General features: G+C 57.9%; 24 protein-coding genes and 4 pseudogenes. 9 read left to right on the forward strand and 19 right to left on the reverse strand.

Annotated elements, in window-relative coordinates:
• Nucleotides 1–242 precede the first annotated feature (242 nt).
• Nucleotides 243–491 carry an AbrB/MazE/SpoVT family DNA-binding domain-containing protein gene (locus AAHB66_RS11550; RefSeq protein WP_059307895.1) on the forward strand — a complete coding sequence of 83 codons (249 nt, stop codon included), beginning with the start codon at nt 243–245 and terminating at the stop codon, nt 489–491.
• Nucleotides 491–817, forward strand: coding sequence for an endoribonuclease MazF (gene mazF / locus AAHB66_RS11555; RefSeq protein WP_106992912.1), 327 nt, complete (start codon nt 491–493; stop codon nt 815–817). The genes AAHB66_RS11550 and mazF overlap by 1 nt, the downstream gene beginning before the upstream one ends.
• 28 nt (nt 818–845) lie before the next feature.
• Here the strand turns inward: mazF and nhoA are convergent, their stop codons facing one another.
• The 4 genes and pseudogenes from nhoA to AAHB66_RS11575 form a co-directional block, all read right to left on the reverse strand.
• Entirely contained in the window at nt 846–1,691 is an 846-nt protein-coding gene (gene nhoA / locus AAHB66_RS11560; protein ID WP_347116366.1) for an N-hydroxyarylamine O-acetyltransferase, read from the reverse strand.
• A 73-nt stretch (nt 1,692–1,764) separates the two neighbouring features.
• Nucleotides 1,765–3,421 (reverse strand): annotated as a pseudogene (locus AAHB66_RS11565) (iron ABC transporter permease).
• A gap of 38 nt (nt 3,422–3,459) precedes the next feature.
• On the reverse strand, nt 3,460–4,386 hold the full coding sequence (locus AAHB66_RS11570) for an ABC transporter substrate-binding protein (protein WP_347116368.1): 927 nt from the start codon (nt 4,384–4,386) through the stop codon (nt 3,460–3,462).
• A gap of 39 nt (nt 4,387–4,425) precedes the next feature.
• Nucleotides 4,426–5,119: pseudogene (locus AAHB66_RS11575) on the reverse strand (ABC transporter ATP-binding protein).
• Nucleotides 5,120–5,255: 136 nt separating this feature from the next.
• On the opposite strand from AAHB66_RS11575, the gene AAHB66_RS11580 reads away from it, so the two are divergent.
• Nucleotides 5,256–5,828 carry a flavin reductase family protein gene (locus AAHB66_RS11580; protein ID WP_347116369.1) on the forward strand — a complete coding sequence of 191 codons (573 nt, stop codon included), beginning with the start codon at nt 5,256–5,258 and terminating at the stop codon, nt 5,826–5,828.
• Between the two features lie 241 nt (nt 5,829–6,069).
• A complete protein-coding gene (gene cui, locus AAHB66_RS11585; RefSeq protein ID WP_347116370.1) occupies nt 6,070–6,603 on the forward strand; it encodes a colicin immunity protein Cui in 534 nt (177 codons plus the stop codon).
• A gap of 17 nt (nt 6,604–6,620) precedes the next feature.
• Here the strand turns inward: cui and AAHB66_RS11590 are convergent, their stop codons facing one another.
• From AAHB66_RS11590 to fusA, 4 genes and pseudogenes are all read right to left on the reverse strand, one after another.
• Nucleotides 6,621–7,199, reverse strand: a complete 579-nt coding sequence (locus AAHB66_RS11590) for a colicin-like pore-forming protein (protein WP_347116371.1) — start codon at nt 7,197–7,199, stop codon at nt 6,621–6,623.
• Complete coding sequence (locus AAHB66_RS11595; RefSeq protein ID WP_347116372.1) at nt 7,174–7,899, reverse strand: hypothetical protein; 726 nt, start codon at nt 7,897–7,899, stop codon at nt 7,174–7,176. The genes AAHB66_RS11590 and AAHB66_RS11595 overlap by 26 nt, the downstream gene beginning before the upstream one ends.
• 278 nt (nt 7,900–8,177) lie before the next feature.
• Entirely contained in the window at nt 8,178–8,795 is a 618-nt protein-coding gene (locus tag AAHB66_RS11600) for a hypothetical protein (RefSeq protein WP_347116373.1), read from the reverse strand.
• Between the two features lie 14 nt (nt 8,796–8,809).
• Nucleotides 8,810–10,913, reverse strand: a pseudogene (fusA, locus tag AAHB66_RS11605) (elongation factor G).
• Nucleotides 10,914–11,256: 343 nt separating this feature from the next.
• Here fusA and AAHB66_RS11610 point away from each other — a divergent pair.
• From AAHB66_RS11610 to arsC, 3 genes are read left to right on the forward strand one after another with little or no spacing between them, the layout of a single operon-like run.
• Nucleotides 11,257–11,577 carry a transcriptional regulator gene (locus AAHB66_RS11610; RefSeq protein WP_347116374.1) on the forward strand — a complete coding sequence of 107 codons (321 nt, stop codon included), beginning with the start codon at nt 11,257–11,259 and terminating at the stop codon, nt 11,575–11,577.
• Nucleotides 11,578–11,620: 43 nt separating this feature from the next.
• Complete coding sequence (locus tag AAHB66_RS11615) at nt 11,621–12,910, forward strand: arsenic transporter (protein WP_347116375.1); 1,290 nt, start codon at nt 11,621–11,623, stop codon at nt 12,908–12,910.
• Between the two features lie 12 nt (nt 12,911–12,922).
• Complete coding sequence (gene arsC / locus AAHB66_RS11620) at nt 12,923–13,348, forward strand: glutaredoxin-dependent arsenate reductase (RefSeq protein WP_347116376.1); 426 nt, start codon at nt 12,923–12,925, stop codon at nt 13,346–13,348.
• A gap of 95 nt (nt 13,349–13,443) precedes the next feature.
• On the opposite strand, the gene AAHB66_RS11625 is transcribed toward arsC, so the two are convergent.
• From AAHB66_RS11625 to AAHB66_RS11635, 3 genes are read right to left on the reverse strand one after another with little or no spacing between them, the layout of a single operon-like run.
• Nucleotides 13,444–14,655 (reverse strand): glycerate kinase, encoded by a 1,212-nt coding sequence (locus AAHB66_RS11625; RefSeq protein ID WP_347116463.1) that lies wholly within the window; start codon nt 14,653–14,655, stop codon nt 13,444–13,446.
• Nucleotides 14,656–14,709: 54 nt separating this feature from the next.
• On the reverse strand, nt 14,710–15,777 hold the full coding sequence (locus AAHB66_RS11630) for a tartrate dehydrogenase (RefSeq protein ID WP_347116377.1): 1,068 nt from the start codon (nt 15,775–15,777) through the stop codon (nt 14,710–14,712).
• Between the two features lie 15 nt (nt 15,778–15,792).
• Nucleotides 15,793–17,100: an MFS transporter gene (locus tag AAHB66_RS11635; RefSeq protein ID WP_347116378.1), complete on the reverse strand. Its 1,308-nt coding sequence runs from the start codon at nt 17,098–17,100 to the stop codon at nt 15,793–15,795.
• Between the two features lie 129 nt (nt 17,101–17,229).
• On the opposite strand from AAHB66_RS11635, the gene AAHB66_RS11640 reads away from it, so the two are divergent.
• Nucleotides 17,230–18,126 (forward strand): LysR family transcriptional regulator, encoded by an 897-nt coding sequence (locus tag AAHB66_RS11640; protein WP_347116379.1) that lies wholly within the window; start codon nt 17,230–17,232, stop codon nt 18,124–18,126.
• Between the two features lie 107 nt (nt 18,127–18,233).
• On the opposite strand, the gene AAHB66_RS11645 is transcribed toward AAHB66_RS11640, so the two are convergent.
• Nucleotides 18,234–18,815: a TetR/AcrR family transcriptional regulator gene (locus AAHB66_RS11645; protein ID WP_347116380.1), complete on the reverse strand. Its 582-nt coding sequence runs from the start codon at nt 18,813–18,815 to the stop codon at nt 18,234–18,236.
• Nucleotides 18,816–18,907: 92 nt separating this feature from the next.
• Here AAHB66_RS11645 and AAHB66_RS11650 point away from each other — a divergent pair, with 92 nt between their 5' ends.
• Nucleotides 18,908–19,801, forward strand: a complete 894-nt coding sequence (locus tag AAHB66_RS11650; protein WP_347116381.1) for an ABC transporter six-transmembrane domain-containing protein — start codon at nt 18,908–18,910, stop codon at nt 19,799–19,801.
• Between the two features lie 46 nt (nt 19,802–19,847).
• Here AAHB66_RS11650 and pptA read toward each other — a convergent pair whose 3' ends face one another.
• From pptA to AAHB66_RS11685, 7 genes and pseudogenes are all read right to left on the reverse strand, one after another.
• Nucleotides 19,848–20,078 carry a tautomerase PptA gene (gene pptA / locus AAHB66_RS11655; RefSeq protein WP_142489529.1) on the reverse strand — a complete coding sequence of 77 codons (231 nt, stop codon included), beginning with the start codon at nt 20,076–20,078 and terminating at the stop codon, nt 19,848–19,850.
• Between the two features lie 32 nt (nt 20,079–20,110).
• On the reverse strand, nt 20,111–20,731 hold the full coding sequence (locus AAHB66_RS11660) for a glutathione S-transferase family protein (protein ID WP_347116382.1): 621 nt from the start codon (nt 20,729–20,731) through the stop codon (nt 20,111–20,113).
• Between the two features lie 39 nt (nt 20,732–20,770).
• Complete coding sequence (locus AAHB66_RS11665; RefSeq protein ID WP_347116383.1) at nt 20,771–21,658, reverse strand: transporter substrate-binding domain-containing protein; 888 nt, start codon at nt 21,656–21,658, stop codon at nt 20,771–20,773.
• A 9-nt stretch (nt 21,659–21,667) separates the two neighbouring features.
• Nucleotides 21,668–22,441 carry an amino acid ABC transporter ATP-binding protein gene (locus tag AAHB66_RS11670; RefSeq protein ID WP_262661036.1) on the reverse strand — a complete coding sequence of 258 codons (774 nt, stop codon included), beginning with the start codon at nt 22,439–22,441 and terminating at the stop codon, nt 21,668–21,670.
• Nucleotides 22,425–23,348, reverse strand: a complete 924-nt coding sequence (locus AAHB66_RS11675) for an amino acid ABC transporter permease (RefSeq protein ID WP_347116384.1) — start codon at nt 23,346–23,348, stop codon at nt 22,425–22,427. The genes AAHB66_RS11670 and AAHB66_RS11675 overlap by 17 nt, the downstream gene beginning before the upstream one ends.
• Before the next feature lie 9 nt (nt 23,349–23,357).
• A complete protein-coding gene (locus AAHB66_RS11680; RefSeq protein ID WP_347116385.1) occupies nt 23,358–23,867 on the reverse strand; it encodes a GNAT family N-acetyltransferase in 510 nt (169 codons plus the stop codon).
• Nucleotides 23,868–23,876: 9 nt separating this feature from the next.
• Nucleotides 23,877–26,153 (reverse strand): annotated as a pseudogene (locus AAHB66_RS11685) (NtaA/DmoA family FMN-dependent monooxygenase).
• Between the last annotated feature and the right edge of the window lie 6 nt (nt 26,154–26,159).

The raw sequence follows: 26,159 nt of genomic DNA on the forward strand, positions 1-26,159 counted from the left end.
GCGGCATTATTGTACTCAACATCAGTAACATGCGAAGAGATACTCGCTGGAGGTCCGGGTCTATACATCCTGCCGGGTGGCGGCTACGCCTTACCCGGCCTACAAGCGGCGTCATCACGTAGGCCGGGCAAGCGCCAGCGCCGCCCGGCGTTGCAACAACTCCAATGTATCAACAATGTTGACACGCCAGAATGACCCCGCCTAAGATGGCGAAACTTTGTATCAACATCTGGAGTGTTTTTATGCCGCAGGTCACCGTTAAAAAATGGGGTAATAGCCCTTCCGTCAGGCTTCCTGTCGCGGTTATGCGTGAGGCAGAACTGCACGTTGACGATGTGGTGAACGTTAACGTAGACGAAGAAGGACGTATTATTTTGACACCGGTCAGAAAGGACGAACCGACGCTGGAATCGCTGCTCGCGGCGATCACCGACGACAATCTGCATCACGAAGTCACCTTTGGGGAACCGCAAGGTAAGGAGCTGCTGTAATGGACTACATCCCGGAAGCGGGCGATATCGTCTGGCTGGATTTTGATCCGCAGTCAGGACATGAACAGGCAGGACATCGCCCCGCGCTGGTTATTTCACCCGCCACCTACAATGGACGTACCGGTTTAATGCTCTGTTGTCCGCTCACGTCGCAAATCAAAAACTATCCCTTCGAAGTGGTTATTAGCGGTTCACGCCGCAACGTCGCCCTCGCCGACCAGATCAAAAATCTGGACTGGCGGGCGCGTAACGCGGTGAAAAAGGGAACGGCAACCGCCGAAGAACTGGATGCCGTGAGAATGCGCGCTAAGGTTTTAATCGGCTAACAGAAAGGGGCTTACGCCCCTTCCCACACTATTTGCCCGCCTGCGGATGGGTTTCAAACCCGGCCATCACCGCCGTGAGTTCTGCCAGTGAAAAGCCGTACTTCGGATCGTCCACACCCAGTCCGAACCGCTCCTGCATCAGCTGATACAGCGCCTCTGCGTCCGGCAGGTTGATTTGCTCGACCACGTGTCCGTCCTGCCAGTGGGTAAAGTGCAGGTTGGTGAGGGTCAGTTTGCCGCCGTCCGGCAGATGCCGACACATCAGCAGATGATGGCGGAAATGGGACTGCGGCCAGTGTGCGGACCAGAAGTTGCCCATCACGTAATCGGTCTGATACTGGGCGGCGAGATCGAAGTGATACATCGACTGCCAGTGGTCATGGTGACGGAACTGGAGCACCCAGTCCTGGCCATCGTTGATCAGCCGGTAAATACCGTGCGGCGTCGCCTGCTCCTCTTCGGCGATCAACCGAATCGGCGCCGTCAGCGTCTGCCCGCCGAAGCCGACATCGGCGATCCAGCGTTCGCCGTTCAGCTCGACCAGCAGCAGGCGGTGAGTGCGCGGCGGCATTTGCGGCGGGTTCGCCAGCACGACCCGACCCAGCAGGCTGCGGACGTTAAACCCCACCTCACGCAGCGCCCGCTCGAACAGGCCGTTCTGCTCAAAGCAGTAACCGCCGCGCCGGGCGGTGACCAGCTTATCGACTAGGGATTGATCGTCGAGCTGGATCTCCCGCGGCAGCACCACATCAATATTTTCAAACGGGATGGCGCTGTTGTGCTGCAGATGTAGCGCCCGCAGGGTGTCGATATCCACAGAAACCGGCTGCTGCCAGCCGGTACGGGCGAAATACGCGCTTAAAAACGGGGTCATAATGAGTTTCCTTTTACAGTTCTTCCTTGTTTATAAACTATTTTTACCCGTCCACTGTCGCAAAAGTGCTTTTTTACCCGCGGGTCGTACGTTGCATGATCCCCAGCGCCGTCAGCATCAACACCAGACCGGTGAGCAGCGTCAGGGTCGCCATCGCCATCCCCTGCCCGACGGATCCCTGCTCAAACTGCCGCCAGATAAACACCGACACGGTTTGCGTCCCCGCCGGGGCCAGCAGCAGCGAGGTAACCAGCTCCCGCGAGGCGATGGCAAACACCATCAGCATCGCCGCCAGCATCGCCGGAGAGACCAGTGGCAGGACGATAAAGCGCAGCGCCTGCAATGCCGACGCGCCATGCACCCGCGCGGCAGGCTCCAGATTGCCACCCAGCTGACGCAGCGCGCTGCCGACATAGCGCACCGGCCACGGCAGCAGCAGACAACAGTAGGAGAGCAGCAGGATCGCCCAGCTGTTATAGGGAGAGACCGGCCAGAACGGCTGGTTCCACAGCAGGATCAGCCCCACCCCGACCACCACGCCGGGCAGCGCGGCAGGCATCAGCGACAGCGCATCCAGCAGCCCGTGCCCTTTGATTTTTTGCACCACTACCAGCCAGGCGGCCAGCAGGCCGAGTAACCCGGTGATACAGGCCGCGCCCAGCGCCAGCGACAGGCTGGTGCCCAGCGCCGACAGGGCATCCCCCCTGCTGGCTGAACAGCGCCCCATAGTGAGAGGCGGTCAGGTTGGCGAGCGTCACCCCGCCCGACAGGGTGCCCAGCACCCCGGACAAGGCCATGGAAGCACCCGGTAGTATCACCGCGATAAACCCGGCCAGGGCCAGCAGCGCCACTACCGGCAGGGTAAAGCCCCCGGCATCCGCGCCCATGTTCTCCGTCGGTTTGCCGGTAATACTGGTCACATCCTGATTGCCGGTCAGCTTTTTCTGCAGCCACCAGGCGCTCAGGGCGATAGTCACCAGCACCACCGAGAGCATCGACGCGCCAGACAGGTCTATCGGCCATTCGGCCAGTTTTTTCTCGATATCGGTGGTCAGCATCAACACCCCGGCGCGGGTCCCGAGCGCTGCGGGCACGCCATACTCCTCAATCGCCAGGGTGAAGGCCAGCAGCATCCCCGCCGCCAGCGACGGCGACAGCATCGGCAGCGTGATATGCCAGAACGCCCGTCCGGGAGTGGCGCCGTGCACCCGGGCTACCAACGCCAGACGCTGCCCGCTGGCCAGCAGGCTGCGCGACACCGCGAAATAGACCACCGGGAAGATATTCAGGGCCATCACCAGCACAATTCCGGTCTGGCTGAACAGCAGATTATTCAGGTTGAGGCCGGTGAGCTGTTGCAGATAGCCGTTGGTTTGCAGCACCAGCATCCACGACAGCGCGGCGATATAGGGCGGGGTTAAAAACGGGATCAGAAACAGCAGATCCCACAGCCGGGGCAGCGGCAGGTTAAGCAGCCCGCGCGCCACGCCAAGGGGAAAGCCAATCAGGGCGCTAACCAGAGCCACGCCGACGGCCACCTGCAGCGTACCGCCGAGCATGGTGGGCAGTTGCGGCTCGGCCAGCAGGGTTGCGAGGCCGCTAAAAGCGCCGGAGAAGATCCCGGCGCTGAACTGCGGAAACACCGCCTGCAGCAGAATAAAGGTGAGCGGACACGCCACCAGGATCACCAGCAGCGCCAGCGTCGTCACCGACAGGAATTTAGGATTCACAAAACAGTCCTGAAGACGGGGTTGCCCCCGTCAGGTGATTATAAGGTGAAGAGCGTGTTGAAACGCTTGAGGATATCGCTGCGTTCGCTTGTACCGTCGCTTTTGGTCGGCAGGATTTTCAGATCGTTAAGCAGCGGGCGCTTGGCCTGCACGTCGCCGCGGGCCGGCATCAGCCAGGCATCAGCCACCATCGCCTGGCCTTCCGGCGACAGGACGTAATCGACGAAGGCTTTGGCATCTTCCGCATGCTGAGTAGATTTGAGGATCATCATCGGGCGCGGGACAATCACCGTGCCGCTGGCCGGGAAGATCACCTTCAGGGATTCGCCCTGGCTGATGTTGCCGTACGAAACGTAGTCCACCGCGCCAAACACCGCCGCTTTTGCCCCCTGCATCACCGGCGTTACCGCCTGAGCATTCGGGCCGCTGACTACCATGCCGTTCTTTTTCAGCTCATCAAACAGGGTCCAGGCCTTGTCACCCATGCCATTTTGCAGCCCGATCAGCAGATCCAGCGACGCGCCGGACAGCGCAGGATCCGGAGTAGTGACCTTATCTTTGAAGGCCCCGGTGGTCAGATCGCCCCACTCTTTCGGCTCCGGGGTGCCGCTTTTGGTGTTCCAGACGATGCCCAGCGCCGACACGCCCTGCGCCACATAGTCGTCGGATTTCAGATCGGCGGGCACCTTCGCCGCATTGGCGCTCTGGTACGGCAGCAGCCAGCCGCGGTTATGCAGATCTTCCGCGGTATCCCAGGAGGCGGAGATCAGAATATCCGCCTGCGGATTGGCCTGTTCCGCCTCAAGGCGGGCCATCACCTTGCCGGTGGTCGCCTGGAAGATATCCACCTTCACGCCGGTTTTCTTTTCAAAGCCGCTGGCGAGGCTTTTGGCCAGCGACCCCGGGCCTGCGGTGTAGAGGGTCAGCGCGTGGGCGCTGGACATCATAACGGACGATAACGCCATGGCTAACAGGACTCCTTTTTTTGACGGACATTGCAGCTTTCATGCGAACTCCCCTGAGGATGTAATCAAACGATCGGCAGCAACCCTGCCAGCAGACAAATGCACGATGCGGTCGGCCAGGATTTCAGCCTCCCGGCGGTCGTGGGTAACATAGACGGCGGTGGTGCCTAGCTGGCGCAGCAGCGTGGCCATCTCGTGACACAAGGTTCCACGCAGTTCGCTGTCGAGGTTGGAGAGCGGCTCGTCAAACAGCAGCACCCGCGGCTCGGCGACAATCGCCCGGGCCAGCGCCACGCGCTGTTGCTGCCCGCCGGAGAGCCCTGCCGGTTTGCGATCGGCAAAATCGCTTAAGCCGACGCGGGTCAATGCCTGGGCGACGCGGCTGTCGCCTTCCTGACGTGGAATTTGGCGCATCTTCAGCGGGAACATGACATTCTGTGCCACGGTCATGTGCGGCCAGAGGGCGTAATCCTGGAACACCATGCCGATGTCCCGGGCTTCCGGCGGTAAGGCCCATCCGGTTTTCGCCACCAGCCGATCGCCAAAATGGAGTTCCCCCCTATGCAGGCTGGGTTAATCCTGCCAGCAGACGCAACAGGGTGCTTTTCCCGCAGCCCGACGGCCCCAGCAGCGCAACCACGCTACCCGGCTCGATATGCAGATCGATTTGATTCAAAACGGTATTCGCGCCAAAAGCGTACGAGACGCCTTTGAGCGTGATGGAAGTGAGCATATTGTTATCCTCTTTGGGATTTGATGCTCGCCACTGTAGGCAGCTTGTGTGACGAATAAATTACGCATTTGTTGCAGCTTGATTTCCAATGGCTTTCAGCCGTTTAATGCTCTGAAGCTATTTATGAGGAATTTCTATGAGCCACTTCCGCCCCGTTGAGTTAATGCACGCCAGCCGCCTGTTAAATCACGGCCCGACCGTCCTGATCACCAGCCGCGACGAGACAATCGACCGCCGCAACGTGATGGCCGCCGCCTGGTCGATGCCGGTAGAGTTCGAGCCGCCGCGGATCGCCATCGTGGTGGATAAAAGCGCCTGGTCGCGGGAGCTGATTGAGCGCAGCGGCCGGTTCGGGATCGTCATTCCCGGCGTGGCGGCCACCAACTGGACCTATGCTGTGGGCAGCGTCAGCGGCCGCGATGAGGATAAATTCAACTGCTACGGCATACCGGCCATCGACGGCCCGGTGCTGGGCCTGCCGGTGATCGAAGAGAAATGCCTGGCGTGGATGGAGTGCCGCCTGCTGCCCGCCACCTCGGCGGCAGAAAAATATGACACCCTGTTTGGCGAGGTGGTCTCGGCTGCGGCGGATGAACAAGCATTCGTGAACGGGAGATGGCAGTTTGACGACGATAAACTTAATACGCTGCACCACCTCGGTGCGGGGACTTTTGTGACCAGCGGGAAGCAGGTGAAAGCGCCTGAGTGAAATAACCAGAATGATATTTATTAAATACAGAATGGCCCAGACGGGCCATTCCTGAATTAAATATATCTTAATTTTATTGGAGGGCAATATGACATAACTTTGAAATATATACATGATTGATTTATGCATGTCATTAACCACCCACCAAATCTTAATTGACCACAAAAATGCGAGTCGTCATAATAGATACTATTGTCATCTGAGAAGCATTGTAGACCAGAAAATAAATATGAAGGAACATATGATTAAACAATCGCAATCGGAAAAAGAAGATCGATTAGGGAAAAGAATGATATTGACATTAATTCCTGCAATATCTCCTTTTATCGTGATCTTGTTAATGTATGTTGAAGACCCAGACTCTACTTTGCTAAGGGCTGTGGCGACATGGGGTAGCGAACTGCCTGCTGTCATTTCCGCAAAGAATCCGCTTATGAGTAAAGTAATGGATATTTATACAAAAACAGCAGTATTAGTCGCCATCATCTTCGCTTTGACATCGTCAAAAATAATGACCATCAAAAAAGAGCACCCTAATACTAAAATAATCGGTGCTTTATTTGCATACTATCTTCTTTATATCTGTCTTTTCTATCCAATCCTGTTTTGCAATCAAGAATTAACAACATCAGGAAGACATTTGCGTCTCATGTCAGAAAATGACATTTTACTGACATTTTGCTTTTCCACTTTCTATGCTGGAGTATTTGCATTTACCGTTTTGTTATTCTGGTTTACGATAGGGGTATGCAAATTAGTAAAGAAGAGGAGGTAATCCTCTCCCCAGGATTATTAATGTGCTGGCTTGATTAATTCGTTATTGATTTTCTCAGCGAAGGAGTCATCTATTAAAATGGCGATCAAAGAAATAACCTGTGTTCCAATAATCATCAGTAAAGTTGTCGGAAGAGTACCAGCAGTAAAGATCATTGACAGAATGATACTTACGGTAGCCATTGCAACACTCGCAGCTATCCCGCTTAACACCCATGATTCAACTTCAAGAATCAAAGGTCCCCAATTTCCGGTTTCGTAACCAACGATACTTTTTTCACGTACTTTTTCAACACGTAGTAACCAGCCAGCAGCAGAGAAAACCTTACTTAAGCTCGCGAGTTTTATCGACATGTTTTGTGCGTTAACCTGTCGCCAGGCATTGATGAGAACAGCCTTATCAGCCGGGCTGATTCTCATTGACGGGTTTGAATTCAGCCGATTGAAGGTCTTCATCGCATCGTTATAGCTTCGGATGTTCTTGCCTTGATAGTTCTTAACTTTTACGGCGAGTTCTTTTGCTATAACCCGGTATCTATCACTAAGTTGCCCACTGATTTTATTTCCGACATCAACAATATAATCGCTTGCTTTCAATAATAATGCGGCTTCGTCGACCTTTTTTTGCGGCTACAGCGGCGGCAATTGCTTTGTCTTCGTCCAACATCATTTGAACTTTTTTGCGGAGATCGCCTTTAACTTTTGCAGGAATACTGCCTTTTGCCACAGATTCTTTGTACATGTTAACAAGAGCTTTGCAGGATACCCTATCGGCACCGTAGAGTTTTTCTGCTCGCTGCTGGATGGTGGGTGTTGATGGGGGTTTACTTGCTTCGGCTGCGTTAGACACAACTCCATTCATAATCTGCGCATTGTCTGAACCCGTTGCCGTATCTGTCTTAGTTCGTTTATGGCCCGTTTCAATATTACCGACTACAACGTTCCCGCTCTTATGCTTGAAGTTTAAAATTAATCCACTTAAACCTATTGTGCTGGCCTGTTCTGAATTAATTCCAGAAACGGAGATGCTCAGTGTGCCTGCAGCAGATATGTCCTCAATTTTCACTTTTGCAGAAGGGTTAAGGATATGGACTGCAATAAGTAAGTTTTTGAGTTTTTCAGTAATTGAGGGATCGGAACGAATAGCCGAAACTTGTTTTTGTACCGCTGCAGATACACCCGACCAGGCGTTATTATTACCGCCGTTATTTGATCCACCTGTACCACCAGGGCCATAAGGTTCTTTCCCTCTCTCAGAACTCCAGCTTGTACCATCACCAAATTTAGAAGCAGACATATCATTTCTCCATGATTAACTTCTGTTATATAACTTATCCCTGTAAGGAACTTGAACCGTCGAGTTGTTACCTAATAGCACACAACAGCCACAGATAATTATGACAAGCGTTTAAATATTGAATTTTTGTATAAATGAAGGCGTTGAAGGTTAATTTTTTTAAATTAACCACGACATTACTTTCATGTCAATAATATTTCTGAGGATATAATTAACCAATAATCCTCCATGCTATTATCCTCCCCTTTGGTACAGATTTTTTGTTTGCCATATATCTTCTAATAGGTTTTATAAGGGATCCGCATCCGGTCCAGCACGTTAGTAAAATCCTGCACTGCCACGAACACCACTGCCCCTTTACCAGGGATGACGTTGGTGATGATCCCCACCGTCTCCCCGGTCAGGCTGTCGATGACCGGCCCGCCGGACATGCCGGAAACCGCCCCCGCCCCGGTAATGATGCCGTAGTAGCAGCCGTCACGCTTCACGAAGCCATCGATCTTACCCATGCTGGATTTCGGCAGGCTGTTGATGGCGCTATAGCCGAAAAGGGTGACGTTGCGCCCGACCCTGGCGTAAGCCAGCTGATGCACGATCTTGCCGCGGTTGTTATCGCCAATCACCGCCACATCGCAAATGGGATGTTGAGCCCTCACAGGCTTGAGCAACGGCACGGCGACATGGGCGGCAGTAAGGGAGAGTTGGCTTGAGACCGGAAAGGTGGTGCCCTGCATCCCCGCCGCAAGCCAGTTCAACGGCGCAGGCAGGCCGATAAAGACCATATCTGCCTGCTTTGTCGCGCTAAAGTCAGTCCGGCTGGTGCCGGACATCACCACACACCCCAACAGCGTAAGGGGTGCCATGAGTGCGGCGAGAGCAAAATGCAGACGCTTCATGGCTCCCCCCGGACCTACTTTTTCGACCGCCCGGCAATGATCTCATCGGCCACGATACGCGGGGCCTCGGCGTAATGATGGAACTCCATGCTATAGGTCGCCCGCCCCTGGGACATGGAGCGTAGCGTGGTGGCATAGCCAAACATCTCCGCCAGCGGCACGTCGGCGCGGATAATCTGGCTGCCGAACTGCTCCTCCATCCCCTGTACCAGACCGCGCCGGGAGGAGAGATCGCCCATAATATTCCCGGCGTACTCTTCCGGGGTTCCGACCTCCACGTGCATCATCGGCTCAAGGATCACCGGGTCGGCTTTGCGCGCCGCGTCCTTAAAGCCGAAGATCGCCGCCATGCGGAAGGCCATCTCCGAGGAGTCGACGTCGTGGTAGGAGCCAAAGGTCAGGGTCGCTTTGATATCGACCACCGGGTAGCCCGCCAGCACGCCGCTGTTCATCGCTTCGCGCAGTCCTTTCTCCACCGACGGAATGTACTCCCGCGGCACAACACCGCCTTTGGTGGCATCGACAAAGGCAAAGCCGCTGCCCGGCTCCTGCGGCTCGAGGCTCAGCACCACGTGGCCGTACTGTCCTTTCCCGCCGGACTGGCGGACAAACTTGCCCTCGATGTCGTTTACCGCTTTGCGGATGGTTTCCCGGTAGGTGACCTGCGGACGGCCGATATTGGCCTCGACGCCAAACTCGCGCCGCATGCGGTCGACGATAATCTCCAGATGCAGTTCGCCCATCCCGGAGATAATGGTCTGGCCGGACTCTTCATCGGTATGCAGATGGAAGGAGGGATCTTCCGCCGCCAGACGGTGCAGCGCGATACCCATTTTCTCCTGGTCGGCTTTGGTTTTCGGCTCGATGGAGAGCGAGATCACCGGGTCCGGGAACTCCATGCGCTCGAGGGTAATCACCGCGTTGGGATCGGTCAGGGTGTCGCCGGTAGTGACATCCTTCAGCCCGACGCAGGCGGCGATATCCCCGGTGCGCAGCTCCTCGACGTCGTGACGGTCGTTGGCATGCATCAGCACGATACGCCCGATGCGCTCTTTCTTGCCCTTCACCGGGTTAAACACCGCGTCGCCTTTTTTCAGCACCCCGGAGTAGACGCGGATAAAGGTCAGCTGCCCGACGTAGGGGTCGGACATCAGCTTAAACGCCAGCGCCGAGAAGGGTTCGTCATCATTGGGATGACGCTCGGCGTGCTGCCCTTTCTCATCCACCCCGTCGATGGCGGGAACGTCGAGGGGTGACGGCATCAGCTCAATCACCGCATCCAGCATCCGCTGCACCCCTTTGTTTTTAAAGGCGCTGCCGCAGAGCATCGGCTGGATCTCCCCGGCCACCGTGCGTTTGCGCAGGCCGCGGATAATTTCTGCCTCGTCGAGATCGTTGGTTTCGAGGTATTTGTCCATCAGGTCATCGCTGGCTTCCGCCGCCGCCGAGACCATTTTATCCCGCCAGGTCCGGGCGGTGGCCTGCAGTTCGTCCGGTACCGGGGCATAGTTAAAGGTCATCCCCTGGGTGGTGTCATCCCAGAGTATGGCCCGCATGTGGATCAGATCGACCACCCCGGTGAAGTGGTCCTCCGCGCCGATAGGGATCACAATCGGTACCGGGTGGGCTTTCAGCCGGTCGATCATCATCTGCACCACGTGAAAGAAATCGGCCCCCCGGGCGGTCCATCTTGTTGACGAAAGCGATGCGCGGCACCCGGTACTTATTGGCCTGTCGCCAGACGGTTTCCGACTGCGGCTGCACCCCGCCCACCGAGTCATAGACCATCACCGCCCCGTCCAGCACCCGCATGGAGCGCTCCACCTCGATAGTGAAATCGACGTGCCCGGGGGTGTCGATGATGTTGATCCGGTGCGGCTCAAAGCCGCGATCCATCCCGGACCAGAAGCAGCTCACCGCCGCCGAGGTAATGGTGATGCCCCGCTCCTGCTCCTGCGCCATCCAGTCGGTGATCGCCGCGCCATCGTGAACCTCCCCCATCTTATGGCTCACCCCGGTATAAAACAGGATGCGCTCGGTGGTGGTGGTTTTACCGGCATCAATATGTGCGGAGATACCGATATTGCGATAACGCTCGAGAGGAATGGGCCGGATCATGATGCATCCTTATGTAATGGACATGACAATCACGCGCTGGGTGAGCGCGTGCAGGTATGTTGATCAGTGTAGTGCCCTGTGAAGGGAGGGACGGGTGATTTACGGTGAGGGAATCAGACCGCGCAACAACGCCGGGCGGCAGCTTCGCTTTGCCCGGCCTACAACTACTACAGGAGCGCTATCTTACCGAGCCGTACAGGATCAAAATGCGTGGTGGTTCCTGTAAATCCGGGCATTGAGGGCGGGAAATTGTTCCATTTTTCTCCTCCAGAGAGAACAGATTATTTCAAACTTAATATATATGGTTTAGCATATATGTATTCCAAGCGCATCGGAGTGGGAAATGCTACAGCCTGTCCAGCTTTACAAAATACTGTCGGATGAAACCCGGCTGGCGATCGTCATGTTACTCAGGGAGTCCGGGGAAATGTGCGTCTGCGATATCTGTGGGGCGACCGCTGAATCACAGCCAAAAATATCGCGGCACATGGCGATTTTACGCGAGGCAGAACTGGTTCTCGATCGCCGGGAAGGAAAATGGATCCACTATCGTTTATCACCGCACATGCCGGCATGGGCAGCAGAGACTATCACCACTGCCTGGTATTGCATGCGGGATGAGGTTCGCGGATGGCTGGCACAATCAGCCAGCTCATCCTGTTAATACGTAAATCACATATACATAACCATATGTAATGGAGTTCGGGATGTTACTGGCAGGGATAATTTTTCTACTGACGCTGATACTGGTCATCTGGCAGCCCAAAGGGCTCAGCATTGGCTGGAGCGCGAGCATTGGCGCGGTGCTGGCGCTGGCGCTCGGCGTTATTCATGTTGATGATATTTCGGTGGTCTGGAATATCGTCTGGAACGCGACGGCGACCTTTATCGCGGTGATCATCATCAGCCTGCTGCTCGATGAGTCCGGCTTCTTTGAATGGGCTGCGCTGCATGTCGCTCGCTGGGGTAACGGACGCGGTCGCCTGCTGTTTACCTGGATTGTGCTGCTAGGCGCAGTGGTCGCGGCGTTGTTTGCTAACGACGGTGCGGCGCTAATCCTGACACCGATCGTCATTGCCATGCTCCTCGCGCTGGGGTTCAGTCCGGGCACGACCCTGGCCTTTGTCATGGCGGCGGGCTTTATCGCCGACACCGCCAGTCTGCCGCTTATTGTTTCCAACCTGGTGAATATCGTCTCTGCTGACTTCTTCGGGCTGGGCTTTACCGACTACGCGTCGGTGATGATCCCGGTTGATTTGGCTGCCATCGCCGCCACGCTGACGATGCTGCACCTCTTCTTCCGTAAAGATATCCCGGCGAACTATGACGTTTCGCTGCTGAAAATCCCTGCCAGTGCGATTAAAGATCCGTCGACGTTCCGGGCTGGCTGGATTGTCCTGCTGCTGTTACTTGCCGGATTCTTTGTCCTTGAGCCGCTGGGGATCCCGGTCAGCGCGATTGCTGCCGCTGGCGCGATAATCCTGTTTGCGGTGGCGAAAAGAGGCCATGCCATTAATACAGGTAAAGTGCTGCGCGGTGCTCCGTGGCAGATCGTCATTTTCTCGTTGGGGATGTATCTGGTGGTCTATGGCCTGCGCAATGCCGGGCTGACAGATTATCTCTCCGGCGTACTGAACATGTTGGCAGAACAAGGCTTATGGGCGGCAACGCTGGGCACCGGCTTCCTGACGGCATTTCTCTCATCGGTAATGAACAACATGCCGACGGTGCTGATTGGCGCATTGTCGATTGACGGAAGTACGGCTTCCGGCGTAATCAAAGAGGCGATGATCTATGCCAACGTCATCGGCTGCGATTTAGGGCCCAAAATCACTCCCATCGGCAGCCTGGCGACGCTGCTGTGGCTGCATGTGCTTTCTCAGAAGAATATGTCCATCACCTGGGGATATTACTTCCGTACCGGCATTATCATGACCTTGCCTGTGCTGTTTATCACTCTGGCCGCGCTGGCGTTGCGGCTCTCTGTCACTTTGTAATGAGATCCTGATATGAGCAACATAACCATCTATCACAACCCGGCCTGCGGTACGTCACGTAACACGCTGGAGATGATCCGCAATAGCGGCAACGAACCGACCATTATTCATTATCTTGAAACCCCGCCGTCACGGGATGAGCTGGTGAAACTCATCAGCGATATGGGGATCGCTGTACGTGACCTGCTGCGTAAAAATGTTGAGCCTTATGAGAAGCTTGGTTTGGATGACGACAGATTCACAGACGAACAGCTGATTCAGTTTATGCTGCAACACCCGATTCTGATTAACCGCCCCATCGTCGTGACCCCGCTGGGCACCCGGTTGTGCCGCCCTTCGGAAGTGGTGCTGGATATTCTTCCTGACCCACAGGAAGGTGAATTCATAAAAGAGGACGGTGAAAAAGTCGTTGATAGCACCGGGAAGCGCTTGGGCTAAAGCTAAAACGCCGGGTGGCGGCTACGCCTTACCCGGCCTACGGGATCGGTGTGGTAGGCCGGGCAAAGCGCAGCTGCCGCCCGGCATAACCCACGTCAGGTGATCACTATCACCCGAATATCATTCACATTGGTTAGCGTCGGGCCGGTCACCACCAGATCGCCCGCTTCGGCAAAGTAGCTGTAGCTGTCATGCCCGCGCAGCATCGCCTTCGCATCCAGCGAGGTGCGGACCAGCGTATCCGGCGTGACTATCGCTCCCGCCGCATCCTCGGTGCCGTCAATCCCGTCGCTGTCCCCGGCGATGGCGTAAATCCCCTCCTCGCCTTTCAGCGCACAGGCCAGCGCCAGCAAGAACTCGGTGTTGCGACCGCCGCGTCCAGCAGCTGCGTTCCCAATCGTAACCGTGGTTTCCCCGCCGCTGAGCAGCACCGCCGGGCCTTTCACCGGCAGGCCGTGCTGCTTCACCGATTTGGCGATCCCGGCCATCATAATCCCCAGCTGGGCGCTTTCGCCCTCCAGCGCATCGCCCAGAATCAGCGGGGTGTAACCCATCCGCTGCGCCACGGCGGCAGCCGCGGCCAGCGCGCCGGAAGGCGTGGCGATCAGGCGGATGTCCTCGTCGATCTCCTTTGCTGTCACCGGCGCGCGCGGCGTGTGCAGGACCCGCATCACCGGCTCCGGCAGCGCCAGGCGATAGCGGGCGATAATCTCCAGCGCCTCTTCCGCCGTGGAGCTGTCCGCCACCGTCGGGCCGGAGGCGATGCTCTGGGGATCGTCGCCGGGCACATCGCTGATGATCAGGGTGATCACCCGCGCCGGTTTTGCCGCCAGCGCCAGGCGTCCGCCCTTGATATCCGACAGCTGCTTGCGCACGGTATTCATCTCATGGATGGTCGCCCCGCTCTTCAGCAGCGCCTGGTTGACCGCCTGCTTATCCGCAAGGGTGATCCCCTTACGCGGCAGCGCCAGCAGCGACGATCCCCCGCCGGAGATCAGCGCAATCACGCAGTCGTCGGCGGTGAGGTGTTTGACCTGCTCCATCATCAGCATTGAGGCCACTTCACTCATCGCATCCGAGACCGGGTGCGCCGCCTCGACGATGCGAATTTTTTGCGTCGGCGCCGCGTGACCGTAGCGCGTCACCACCACGCCCTGCAGATCGACATCCGGCCAGGCGGCCTCCAGCGCAGCGGCCATGGCGGAGCTGGCTTTCCCTGCCCCGACCACAATGCAGCGCCCGCGCGGTTTCTCCGGCAGCGCACTAATCAGCGCCTCATGGGGGTCGGCACTTTTCACCGCCGCCATGAAGATCTCAGTAAGCGCCCCTCGCAGGGCGCTGTCGTCGTGTTGTGCCATAGATCAGCCTTCTGCGATGGCGCGGATCACCGCCTGGGTGACTTCGCGGGTATTGGCCGTACCGCCCACGTCCGGGGTCATGATGCCCTTCGCGCAAACGGCCTCGACGGCAGCCATCAGGCGTGTGGCGGCTTCGCCCTCGCCCAGATGTTCCAGCATTTGCGCCGCGGTCCAGAAGCTGGCGACCGGGTTGGCGATGCCCTTGCCGGTGATATCAAAGGCCGAGCCGTGGATCGGTTCGAACATCGACGGGAAACGACGGTCCGGATCGATATTGGCGGTCGGTGCCACCCCCAGGCTGCCCGCCAGCGCGCCGGCGAGGTCGGAGAGGATATCGGCGTGCAGGTTGGTCGCCACGATAGTGTCCAGCGACGCCGGGTGCAGGGTCATGCGCACGGTCATGGCATCCACCAGCATTTTGTCCCAGGTGACGTCCGGGAACTCGCGCGCCACCTCGGCGGCGATCTCGTCCCACATCACCATTCCGTGACGCTGGGCGTTAGACTTGGTGACCACGGTCAACAGCTTACGCGGACGGGTCTGCGCCAGACGGAAGGCGTAGCGCATGATGCGCGTCACCCCGGTGCGGGTGAAAATCGCCACCTCGGTGCCCACCTCCTCCGGCAGGCCGCGGTGCGCGCGACCGCCGTGGCCGGAATATTCCCCTTCCGAGTTCTCACGTACAATCACCCAGTCGAGCGTACCCGGCACCGCCTTGCGCAGCGGGGACTGAATGCCCGGCAGGATTTTAGTTGGACGGACGTTGGCGTACTGATCGAAGCCCTGGCAGATCGGCAGGCGCAGCCCCCACAGGGTGATGTGATCCGGCACGTCCGGCGCACCCACCGCACCAAAGTAGATGGCGTCGAAGGCTTTGAGCTGCTCCAGCCCGTCTTCCGGCATCATTACTCCGTGGGCTTTGTAGTAGTCCGAACCCCACTCGAAGGTATGTACCGAGAAACGCATATCGCCCTGACGCTGGGCCAGCGCGTGTAACACCTCAACGCCCGCGGTGATCACTTCCGGGCCGATACCGTCTGCGGGGATAGTTGCAATGGCGTAATCTTTCATCTCTGTTTCCTTAAATTAATGTTTTGACTGAATTAATGAATCGTGCGCCTGCGCCTTGCGGCTGGATGCCGAGAGCCACAGCACTACAAGTGAGGAGAGCATCAGTAGCCCGGCGACAAACCACAGCCCCCAGGTGTAACTGCCGGTCTGCTGCTTAATCAGGCCAATCATGAACGGACCGACAAAGCCGCCCAGGTTGCCGAGTGAGTTGATGGTGGCGATACCCGCCGCCGCCGCCGAACCGGAAAGGAACAGGGTTGGCATGCTCCACAGCGGGGGTTTGGAGGCGCTGATGCCGCAGTTGACGATGGTCAGGGCGAGGATAACCCCGACGATGCTCGCCGTGCTGCCGGCCATAAACAGCCCGGCCGCCGCCACGATGCAGGCAGCAATTACATGCCACGAGCGTTCGCTGGTTTTGTCGGAATGACGCGCCCAGAGCACCATCGCCACCACGGCCATCACCGCCGGAATGGCATTCAGCAGGCCGACGGTCATGGAGGAGACGCCGAGGGTTTTGATGATTTGCGGCGACCAGATGCCCAGGGTGTAGAGCCCGGCGGAGGTGCCGAAGTAAACCAGCGACAGGGCCAGAACGCGCTTATCGAGCAGCCCTTTCCAGACGCTGTGCTGCGCCGTGGCCTGTTTCGCCGCCTGCTCACGCTGCAGGGTAGCAATCAGCCAGCCGCGCTCCTCTTCGCTGAGCCATTTTGCCTTCTCCGGGCGATCGGTGAGCCAGAACAGCACCACCACGCCGAGGATCACCGCTGGCACCGCTTCGAGGACAAACATCCACTGCCAGCCGGCAAAGCCCATCATGCCGTGCATTTCCAGTAGCGCCGCAGAGATCGGCGAGCCGAGCGCGGTGGAGATCGGGGCCGCCGCCATAAAGATTGCCGTCACCTGGGCGCGTTTCTGCGCCGGGAACCAGTAGCTTAAGTAGAGGATGATCCCCGGAAAGAAGCCCGCTTCCGCTACGCCGAGCAGGAAGCGCAGGCTGTAGAAGCTGGTGGTGCTTTGCACGAAGGCCATGCCGCCGGAGACCAGCCCCCAGGTGATGATCACCCGGGCAATCCAGATGCGCGCCCCGACTTTATGCAGGATCAGGTTTGACGGCACTTCAAACAGGAAGTAGCCGAGGAAGAAGATCCCGGCACCAAAGCCGAAGACCGCCGGTGAGAAGCCGAGATCGGCGTTCATGGTCAGCGCCGCGAAACCAATGTTGACGCGGTCAAGGAAGGCGATGAAGTACAACAGCATGATGAAGGGGACGATGCGCAAGGTGATCTTGCGCATAACCCGTTGTTCGATTGTGCAGGTCATGTGAGGTGTTCCTCATAATTATTTTGTAGGGTACGCAGTCGGGCTGCCTTGATGAGTATGCTGATATTTCTTGCATGATCATGCGCATCGGTTTATACAAAAAAATGCAATAATCGCGAGCGAGCCAAAATGGAACTACAACACCTGCGCTGTTTCCTGGCGGTGGCAGAGACCCTGCATTTCGGCCAGGCGGCCCAGCGCCTGGATATGCTGCCCTCCGCCCTGGGAAGGAATATTCGTCTTTTAGAAGAGGCACTTGGCACGCGTCTGTTTACCCGCTCGACCCGCCGGGTGGCACTGACGGAGAACGGCGTGTTGCTGCGGGAAGAGGCGCGAAAACTGCTCGCCCACGCCGACGCGATTATGTTGCAATTTCGTCAAAATCCACGCCGGGCGCAGCCGCTTTTGCGCGTCGGGACTATCGACAGCGCGGCCATCGGGTTGCTGCCGGGATTGCTGCAACTGTTCCGCCAGCACTACCCGACGGTGGAGATCCAGCTCTTCGAAGATAAGACCGTCCATCTGCTGCCAAAGCTGAAAAGCGGCAGGCTGGATCTGGTGTTTATCCGCCCTCCCGCCCAGCTGGATGGACAGTTTGGCCGGGCATTTTTATGCAACGAGCCCGGCATTCTGGCCCTGCCTGCCAGCCATCCGTTTGCCGATCGTGAAAGGGTCGATATTGCCGAACTGGAAGGAATGCCGATGATCCTGCCGGAGCGGCGCTCGCGCCCCCACAGTCACGATCTGACCATGAATCTGTTCCATAATGCGGGCATTGAAGTGACGGTGTCACAGATGGCGGACGAGAAACAGACCATCATCAACCTTGTGGCGGCGGGAATTGGGCTGGCGATTGTCCCGGCCTGGAGCAGCCGTTATCTGATGCCTGGGGTGAAGTTTGTGCAGCTCAACGGCGCGGAGCAGATGGGGATGCCGCTGGAGGCGGTGTGGATGGCCGGGGCGCAGGATGAGATTCGGGATAATATGCTGGAGATGCTGAAGGAGCATCCGGAGCTGTATGTTTAGTCTTTTCTCCCTCTCCCTGTGGGAGAGGGTTGGGGTGAGGGCTTCAGACCGCACTGCAATGCCGGGTGGCGGCTGCGCCTTACCCGGCCTACAACACCTGGCCTGCCTTACGCCTTGTAAATAAATCGTTGAATAAAATCGGCAATATCGGCTTCGACCATGGCGCATTTTTCCGCCGAAGGCCGCACGCCCAGAAACTCATCATAACCATTCAACAGTGAAATCAGCTGTCGCGTGGTGCGGCTGACGTCACACTCGCGAAAGCTCCCATTCGCTACGCCCTCCTCAACAATGCCGCGGACGATTTCGTTCCACGCTTGCGTGATGGATTCCACAAATTCAGCGTAAACGTCATTATGCAGCGCTAACTGCCACGTTGAGCCATACAGCTGCCAGGCGGCATCCGGCTCAAAGGGTAAAAAATCGATGACCAGGCGTTCCATTTTTTGCGTGGAGGGTAATGCCGCCACCTCACGGGTAAATGTCTCCAGTTCATCGCGCATAAAACGATCCAGCGCGGCGATACACAGGGCCTGCCAGTTGCTGAAATAATGGTAAATATGGCTACGAGAGATCCCTAACGACTCGGTCAACTCACGCGTGGTGACGTTAGCGATCCCCTTCTCCAGAAATAGTGCGATAGCCCCGTCCAGGATCCTGGCTTTTAACGCCTCTTTTGTTTCTTTCATCTACACGCCCACGTTGACTTTGAGCAAGTGCTCAAATAGACTCACCCCACAGATTTGAGCAACCGCTCAAAACCATCTTAACAGAAAATTGTATGCTTACCTTAAAAAATGCGGCACCAGCCGCAGTCCCGAACAGCGCGGTCAAGACGCTCAAATTGCTGGGCCAACGACATAGCCGAAAACTCGTCCTTACCTTCTTACTGGTGGCAGCTGAAAACATCACCATGCTGCTTTATCCCCTGCTGGCGGGGTTTGCGATCAATGCCATTGTTAACGGTCAGGCGTTACATGCCGTGCTCTATGCGGTGATGGTGTTTACGATGTGGGCGATTGGCGCGGCAAGACGCAGCGTCGATACCCGCACCTTTGCGCGCATTTACGCCGAACTGGCCGTTCCGGTCATTATTGCGCAACGCGAAGAACAGCACAGTGCTTCAACCATTGCCGCCCGCGTGGCGCTGTCGCGTGAATTTGTCGATTTTTTCGAGAAACACTTGCCGGTGCTGGTGACCTCTGTCGCGTCCATCATTGGTGCCGCAGTGATGTTGCTCCTGCTGCAGTTCTGGACCGGCGTCGCCTGTCTGTTCATCCTGGTGTTCTTTGCCCTGTTTTTACCGGGATTCACCCGCAGGAACGAAACGTTGTTCCTGAGACTGAACGATCGGCTGGAAAAAGAGGTCGCCTTTGTGAACAGCGCTTCACGGATGTCGCTTTCCAGGCACTACGATGTGCTGGCGCGGCTCAGAATAAAACTGTCGGATCGGGAAGCCTTTGGCTATTTAGCTATCGGCACGGTGACCGCGATTTTATTCGCCAGCACCATCCTGACTATGTCGTTCGAAGGGGGGCTGGATGCCGGTCATATCTATTCGGTCATGACCTACATGTGGATGTTTGCGATGAGTCTGGATGACGGGCCGCAGCTGCTGGAAAAATATTCCCAGCTTAAGGATATTGGTAAGCGGGTTAATACCAGTAGCCTTTAATCAGGGTTTATCCCCTCACCGCAACGATGAGGGGATAACTGTGCTTTTACATCGAATAACCCGGCTTCTTAATCAACTCATCCAGCTTCGGGCCAATCTCCGTATCCCAGACCTGCGCTTTCCAGTCGGCTTCCTGAACTTCGTTCAGGGCCACGGAAATAGAGCGATCTTTACTGTTCAGATGGCGGGTGATCACCTCGGCGATATCCGCGGCCAGGGCGGTTTTTTGCTCGTCGTTCAGGTCGCGAGGGAAGCATTTGATATTGACGTGTGGCATGTGCAGGGCTCCTTTTGAGTAAGAGTTCCAGACTAGCAGAGTATGTCGTTGTCTTTTAGCACCTTGTGCAGTTTCGGGAGCTTGCACAGGTTATCGGCAATGGCGGTGATATTCGGCGTGTTGGCGGCAAACCAGTCCGGGCGTGGCCCCCAGGTCCGCATCACGCACAAATAACAGTCGATAAGGGTGATCTGCTCGCCAAAGGCCCAGGGCGCAGCTTTGAGGTGGTTATCCAGCCACAGGTAGAGCGATTTACGGTATTCGCGGCAGTTCTGCTGTAGCTGTTCCGGGGCATCCGGTGCCCAGCGCTCCGGGTAGTCGGCGTAGGTAAAAGTGGGATAGACATTCGCCACCAGCCAGATCAGCAGGCGCTGAAACTGCTGGCGCTCCGCGCGCCCGACGGGAGGTGCCAGATCGGGACAGCGATCCAGCACCAGCAGCGCAATCGCTGCCGTTTCCGTCATGATCTCGCCGTTCTCCAGTTCGAGCGTCGGCACCTGACACAGCGGGTTGAGTTTTTCGAGCAGTTCGCGCGTGGCACCCGGCTTATCGAACCCATCCACGTTGATAAACTGATACGGAATATCGGCGAGGGTCAGCATCACTTCGCTGATGGCTGAGCCCCAGCCGGGAACGCCATAGACTTTGATCATCGGCTATACCTCGGTCAAAGCCTTAAGTGTAGAGCAGCCTCAGTAGGTTATCCCGGGCGGATTGACCTCCGACTGCGCCACCGCTTCGCCCTGCTCGCCCCAACGGGCCAGCACTTTCTGGTAGTCACCCCGCTGGATGGCCCCGTCGAGCGCAGCCTGCAGGGCATACACCAGCTCGTTACCTTTTTTGGTGGTGGTGGCGACATACGCCTTCTTCGGCCCTAAGCCCACCACCCGCGTTTTGCCGGTGAGGGCCTCTTTATAGGCCGATACCGACTGTGGACCGAAGAACACGTCCGCCCTGCCGGACTGGATATAGAGATTGCCGGAGGCGTCGTCGGTCAGGTAGACCGGCAGCGCAGGCTCGCGCCTGGCGTTTTTGTTCTCTTCATTCCAGCCCAACAGAATGCGTTCCTGATTGGTGCCGGAGCCGACAATCACTTTTTTACCTGACAGATCGGCGGCGTTCTTGATCGACTGAACTTCGCTGGTGGATTTCACCGAGAAAGCCAGGTTATCGACGCGATAGGTGGCGAAATCGAACTTCTGTTTACGCTGCTCGGTCACCGCAATGTTGACCAGCGCCACGTCGTAGCGCCCGGAGGTGATGCCCAGCGGCCAGTCCTCCCACGCTGTCGGCACCAGCTTGAGTTTTAACCCGAGGCTGCCCGCCAGCAGCCGGGCGATATCCGGGTCGCTGCCGATGCGGGTGCGGTTATCGCTGGCCAGCAGCGCCAGCGGCGGCGAGTTAAGGGCCGAAATGGCGACGGTCAGCGTACCCGGTTCGACAAATTTGTAGTTCGCGGGGATCTTCGCCACCGCCTGCTTATCCACCGTCACCGGCAGCGGCTGCTCGTTGGCCTGTAAATCAATCGCGGCGTGGCTGGTGGATGCCACCACTAACAACGCCAGTAATCCTTTTTTCATCGTCTCTCCTTACAGTACTTTCGACAGGAACTGCCGCGTTCGGGCGTGGGACGGGCGGTTGAGCACCTCGTCGCTGCTGCCCTGTTCAACGATTTTGCCGTCGACCATAAACACCACCTGATCCGCCACTTCCCGGGCGAAGCCAATCTCATGGGTCACCACCACCAGGGTAGTGCCGGAGCGGGCCAGCTTTTTGATCACGTCCAGCACTTCGCCCACCAGCTCGGGATCCAGCGCCGAGGTCGGCTCATCAAACAGCATCACCCGCGGGCGCAGGGCCAGAGCGCGGGCAATGGCGATGCGCTGCTGCTGCCCGCCCGAAAGATGGCGCGACCAGGCATCGGCCTTATCGCGCAGCCCTACCACGTCGAGCAGATCGTAAGCCCGTTCGACGGCGGCTTTACGGCTCAGCTGTTTGTGGGCGATGGGTGCCTCGATCAGGTTTTCCAGCACCGTCAGGTGCGGGAACAGGTTGAAGTTCTGGAACACGTAGCCGACGTTAACCCGCTGTTTGAGGATCGCTTTCTCTTTCAGCTCGTACAGGGTGTTGCCCTCCCGGCGATAGCCGATGTAGTCCCCGTCAATCTGGATAAAGCCTTCATCGACGCGTTCCAGGTGGTTTATGGTGCGCAGCAGTGTGGATTTACCGGAGCCGGAGGGCCCGAGGATCACCGTCACCGAGCCCGGCGGGATCTCCAGCGAGACGTTATCCAGCGCCTTGTGGCGGCCAAAGAACTTGCTCACGCCGGTAATCGAAATATGTCCTTCAGGAGAGGCTTGCATGGACAGGCTCCTGTGTGGTTTGGGTGGTAACGGAACGGGTGCGGGTCGCGCGGGTAGTGTTCACCGCCGAGCGGCGCTCGCTGCGGGCCAGGGCACGTTCCACCAGATGCTGGATCGCGGAGAGCACGGTGGTGATCACCAGATACCAGACGGCACCGACCATCAGCAGCGGGATCACCTCCTGGGTGCGGTTGTAGATCATCTGGATGGTGTAGAACAGCTCCGGCATCGCCAGGACGTAAACCATTGCCGTGCCCTTGGCGAGGCTGATGATTTCGTTGAACCCGGACGGCAGAATGGTGCGCAGCGCCTGGGGCAGGATGATGCGCAGGGTGCGGCGCGAGGCCGGTAAACCCAGCGCGGCGGCGGCTTCATACTGGCCGTGATCGACCCCGAGGAAGCCGCCGCGAATAATTTCCGCAGTATAGGCGCTCTGCACCAGCGTCAGCCCGACCACCGCGGTGGAGAATTGCCCCAGCACGTTGATGGTCTCAAAGCTGCCCCAGGTGATGCCGGTGAATGGCACGCCAAGCGACAGCGTGTCGTACAGATAGGAGAAGTTGTAGAGGATGATCAGCACCACAATCAGCGGCAGGGAGCGGAACAGCCAGATGTAGCCCCAGGCGAGGCTGCTCAGCAGCCACGAGGACGACAGTCGCGCCAGGGCTAACAGGCCGCCGATCACCACGCTGAGCGCGGTGCCGATCAGGGTCAGGAGCAAGGTCTGCCCCACCCCTTCAAGGATCACCGGGTCGAAGAACCAGCGTGCGAACACGCTCCACTCCCAGCGTGGGTTAAAGGCCACCGACTGAATGACAACCGCCAGCACAAACAGCGCAACAATCGCCCCCACCGTGCGCAGCGGGTAGCGCGCCGGGACCACTTTGATGGTTTCAACGTTGTTCATCGTCGTTCCTCATGCCGATTTACTGAACGCTTCGCGTACCAGCGTTTTGGTGAAGCGCAGCCGCCCGTCGAACGGCGGCTGGCTGTACTCTTCCGGGTCACGGGTCAGGTCGAACTGCGCCGCGTAGCCCTGGCTCAGGTAGAGCCGCACCGCTTCCGGCTGACGGAAACCGGTGGTGAGGTAGATCTGGCTGTAGCCGGCCAGTACCGCCCGGCGCTCCAGCTCCTGCACTACCCGGGCGGCAAGCCCCTGCTGGCGCAGGGATTTGTCGGTCCAGATGCGTTTGATCTCCGCGGTCTGCGCATCGAAGGGTTTGTAGGCCCCGGTGGCGATGATTTTCCCGTCGCGCTCCAGCACAATAAACAGCCCCTGCGGCGCCAGATACCACTCGGTCAGCTCGATCTCGGCATCTTTGGAAAAATAGTCGCCGTAGCGCGCCGCGTACTCGCCGAACAGGCCCTCGATGATGGGCTGAAGATCGGCGTCCTCCGGCGAAACGTCACGAAAAAGCTCGCTCATAGGTTCTCCTTAGTCGCCAAGGCCGGCCGGGTTAACTTCGGAATTCGGGATGCGCTCCACGCCTTCCCCCCAGCGGTTCAGCACTTTGTCGTAATCGCCATTCTTAATCACCCCGTTGAGGGCGGTCTGCACCGGCTCTGCCAGGCCACTGCCTTTCTTCAGGGTCACGGCGATATGCGCCGCTTTCGGCCAGCCACCGTCCACGCTGCCTACCAGTTTGGTTTTGCCATTGAGGGCCGCTTTCCACGCCCCAATTACGTTCGGGCCAAAGTAGGCGTCCGCGCGACCGGACTGTAGCGCCAGGGTCTGGGCGGCATCATCTTTGGTGTAGATCGGGGTGAACGGCTTCAGCCCCTTCTTCTGGTTTTCCGCATCCCACGCCAGCAGGATCGCCTCCTGGTTGGTGCCGGAGCCAACAATAATCCGCAGCCCGGCGATGTCTTCCGCCTTCTCAAGTTTCTTGATTGGGCTGGTGGATTTCACGTAGAAGCCCAGCGAATCCTTACGGTAGGTGGCGAAGTCGAACTTCTCTTTACGCTCTTTGGTGACGGTGATATTGCTGATCGCCGCGTCGTATTTCCCGGAGGTGACGCCCAGCGGCCAGTCTTCCCAGGAGGTGGGCACCACATTCAGCTCCAGCCCGAGGCTGTCGGCCACCAGACGGGCGATGTCGGCCTCGCTGCCAATCAGGGTTTTGTTGTCATCGGCAAACACCGTCAGCGGCGGCTGGCTCAGGCCGGCAATCGCCACGGTAAATTTGCCCGGCACCACCGGCTTAAAGCTGGCGGGCAGCTGGGCGATAGCCTGCGGGTTTTTCGCGGTGTTGATCGGCGTTTTGTTGGCTTCGAGGCTGACCACGGTGCCGTTAATGTTGACGTTCTCTGCCCAGACGGCAGGGGTAAAGGCCAGCGCGAGCGCCAGAATAAGCGATGATTTTTTCATGGCAGGTTCTCTTATTGTTGTGTGCGTTATTGTTGTGTGAACTGATTAACGGGCTGTTCTAATCCCAGGCTCTCACGCAGGGTGGTGCCGGGGTATTCGGTGCGGAACAGGCCGCGGGCCTGCAACAGCGGCACCACCTGATCCACAAAGCGCGGGAAGGTATCCGGGGTGCCGCCCTGGATAATGAAGCCGTCCGCGGCATAGCCTTCAAACCACTGCTGCAGGCCGTCGGCCACCTGTTCCGGGGTGCCGGAAAAACGTGGGCGCGGCGAGGCGGCCTCCAGCGCCACCTGACGCAGGGTTAAGTTGCGCTCCCGGGCGTTACGCTTGATCTCATCGGTGGTGCTGCGGAAGCTGTTTTTCCCCAGGTCGCCAATATCCGGGAAGGCTTCATCCAGCGGATACTGGCTGAAGTCGTGGTGCTCAAAATAGCGGCCCAGATAGTTCAGGGCATCGTTGATGGAGACCAGCGCGGCAGTGGTCTGATACTGCTCCTCCACGTCGTCGGCGTCTTTTCCGACGATCACGCTCACCCCCCTGGAAGATGTGCAGTTCGTCAGCGCGACGGCCATGCTGCTTCAGCTGGCTCTTCACGTCGTGCCAGAACGCCTGGGCTTCTTCGTAGGTGTCATGGTGGGTAAAGATGGCATCGGCATGTTTCGCCGCCAGCTTTTTGCCGTCGTCCGAGGCCCCGGCCTGGAAGACGATCGGCCTGCCCTGCGGCGTGCGGCCAATGTTCAGCGGCCCGGCCACTTTAAAGAAATCACCGTGGTGATCGAGAGTGTGCAGCTTTTGCGGATCGAAGAACTGCCCGGTCTCTTTGTTACGCACAAAAGCGTCGCCCTCCCAGGAGTCCCACAGCCCTTTCACCACGTCGAGATACTCGTCGGCGATGCGGTAACGCAGAGCGTGCTCCGGGTGCTTGTCGCGGGAGAAGTTCTTCGCTGAACCTTCCAGCGGCGAGGTGACCACGTTCCAGCCCGCCCGGCCGTTGCTCAGGTGATCGAGGCTGGCAAACTGGCGCGCCACGGTGAACGGCTCGCTGTAGGAGGTGGATAGCGTCCCCACCAGCCCCAACCGTGATGTGACGGTCGCCAGCGCCGACAGCACGGTCAGGGGCTCAAAGCGGTTGAGGAAATGCGGGATCGACTTCTCGTTGATGTAGAGGCCATCCGCGACAAAGATAAAGTCGAGCTTGCCCGCTTCGGCCTTCAGGGCCGTCTCTTTGACAAAGTTAAAGTTGATGCTGGCATCGGCCGGTGCCGCCGGATGGCGCCAGGCCGACATGTTCCCCGAGGCGCCGTGCAAAATCGTGCCCAGGCGCAGCTGTCGTGTTGCGGACATAATCCC

Source organism: Leclercia sp. S52 (genome assembly GCF_039727615.1).
GTDB lineage: Bacteria > Pseudomonadota > Gammaproteobacteria > Enterobacterales > Enterobacteriaceae > Enterobacter > Enterobacter adecarboxylatus_B.

Excerpts from the sequence above, each read along its gene's own strand:
- AAHB66_RS11550 (WP_059307895.1), top strand. The coding sequence starts at position 243 with ATGCCGCAGGTCACCGTTAAAAAATGGGGTAATAGCCCTTCCGTCAGG.
- mazF (WP_106992912.1), top strand. The coding sequence starts at position 491 with ATGGACTACATCCCGGAAGCGGGCGATATCGTCTGGCTGGATTTTGAT.
- nhoA (WP_347116366.1), bottom strand. The coding sequence starts at position 1,691 with ATGACCCCGTTTTTAAGCGCGTATTTCGCCCGTACCGGCTGGCAGCAG.
- AAHB66_RS11570 (WP_347116368.1), bottom strand. The coding sequence starts at position 4,386 with ATGGCGTTATCGTCCGTTATGATGTCCAGCGCCCACGCGCTGACCCTC.
- AAHB66_RS11580 (WP_347116369.1), top strand. The coding sequence starts at position 5,256 with ATGAGCCACTTCCGCCCCGTTGAGTTAATGCACGCCAGCCGCCTGTTA.
- cui (WP_347116370.1), top strand. The coding sequence starts at position 6,070 with ATGATTAAACAATCGCAATCGGAAAAAGAAGATCGATTAGGGAAAAGA.
- AAHB66_RS11595 (WP_347116372.1), bottom strand. The coding sequence starts at position 7,899 with ATGTCTGCTTCTAAATTTGGTGATGGTACAAGCTGGAGTTCTGAGAGA.
- AAHB66_RS11600 (WP_347116373.1), bottom strand. The coding sequence starts at position 8,795 with ATGAAGCGTCTGCATTTTGCTCTCGCCGCACTCATGGCACCCCTTACG.
- AAHB66_RS11610 (WP_347116374.1), top strand. The coding sequence starts at position 11,257 with ATGCTACAGCCTGTCCAGCTTTACAAAATACTGTCGGATGAAACCCGG.
- AAHB66_RS11615 (WP_347116375.1), top strand. The coding sequence starts at position 11,621 with ATGTTACTGGCAGGGATAATTTTTCTACTGACGCTGATACTGGTCATC.
- arsC (WP_347116376.1), top strand. The coding sequence starts at position 12,923 with ATGAGCAACATAACCATCTATCACAACCCGGCCTGCGGTACGTCACGT.
- AAHB66_RS11625 (WP_347116463.1), bottom strand. The coding sequence starts at position 14,655 with ATGGCGGCGGTGAAAAGTGCCGACCCCCATGAGGCGCTGATTAGTGCG.
- AAHB66_RS11630 (WP_347116377.1), bottom strand. The coding sequence starts at position 15,777 with ATGAAAGATTACGCCATTGCAACTATCCCCGCAGACGGTATCGGCCCG.
- AAHB66_RS11635 (WP_347116378.1), bottom strand. The coding sequence starts at position 17,100 with ATGACCTGCACAATCGAACAACGGGTTATGCGCAAGATCACCTTGCGC.
- AAHB66_RS11640 (WP_347116379.1), top strand. The coding sequence starts at position 17,230 with ATGGAACTACAACACCTGCGCTGTTTCCTGGCGGTGGCAGAGACCCTG.
- AAHB66_RS11645 (WP_347116380.1), bottom strand. The coding sequence starts at position 18,815 with ATGAAAGAAACAAAAGAGGCGTTAAAAGCCAGGATCCTGGACGGGGCT.
- AAHB66_RS11650 (WP_347116381.1), top strand. The coding sequence starts at position 18,908 with ATGCTTACCTTAAAAAATGCGGCACCAGCCGCAGTCCCGAACAGCGCG.
- pptA (WP_142489529.1), bottom strand. The coding sequence starts at position 20,078 with ATGCCACACGTCAATATCAAATGCTTCCCTCGCGACCTGAACGACGAG.
- AAHB66_RS11660 (WP_347116382.1), bottom strand. The coding sequence starts at position 20,731 with ATGATCAAAGTCTATGGCGTTCCCGGCTGGGGCTCAGCCATCAGCGAA.
- AAHB66_RS11665 (WP_347116383.1), bottom strand. The coding sequence starts at position 21,658 with ATGAAAAAAGGATTACTGGCGTTGTTAGTGGTGGCATCCACCAGCCAC.
- AAHB66_RS11670 (WP_262661036.1), bottom strand. The coding sequence starts at position 22,441 with ATGCAAGCCTCTCCTGAAGGACATATTTCGATTACCGGCGTGAGCAAG.
- AAHB66_RS11675 (WP_347116384.1), bottom strand. The coding sequence starts at position 23,348 with ATGAACAACGTTGAAACCATCAAAGTGGTCCCGGCGCGCTACCCGCTG.
- AAHB66_RS11680 (WP_347116385.1), bottom strand. The coding sequence starts at position 23,867 with ATGAGCGAGCTTTTTCGTGACGTTTCGCCGGAGGACGCCGATCTTCAG.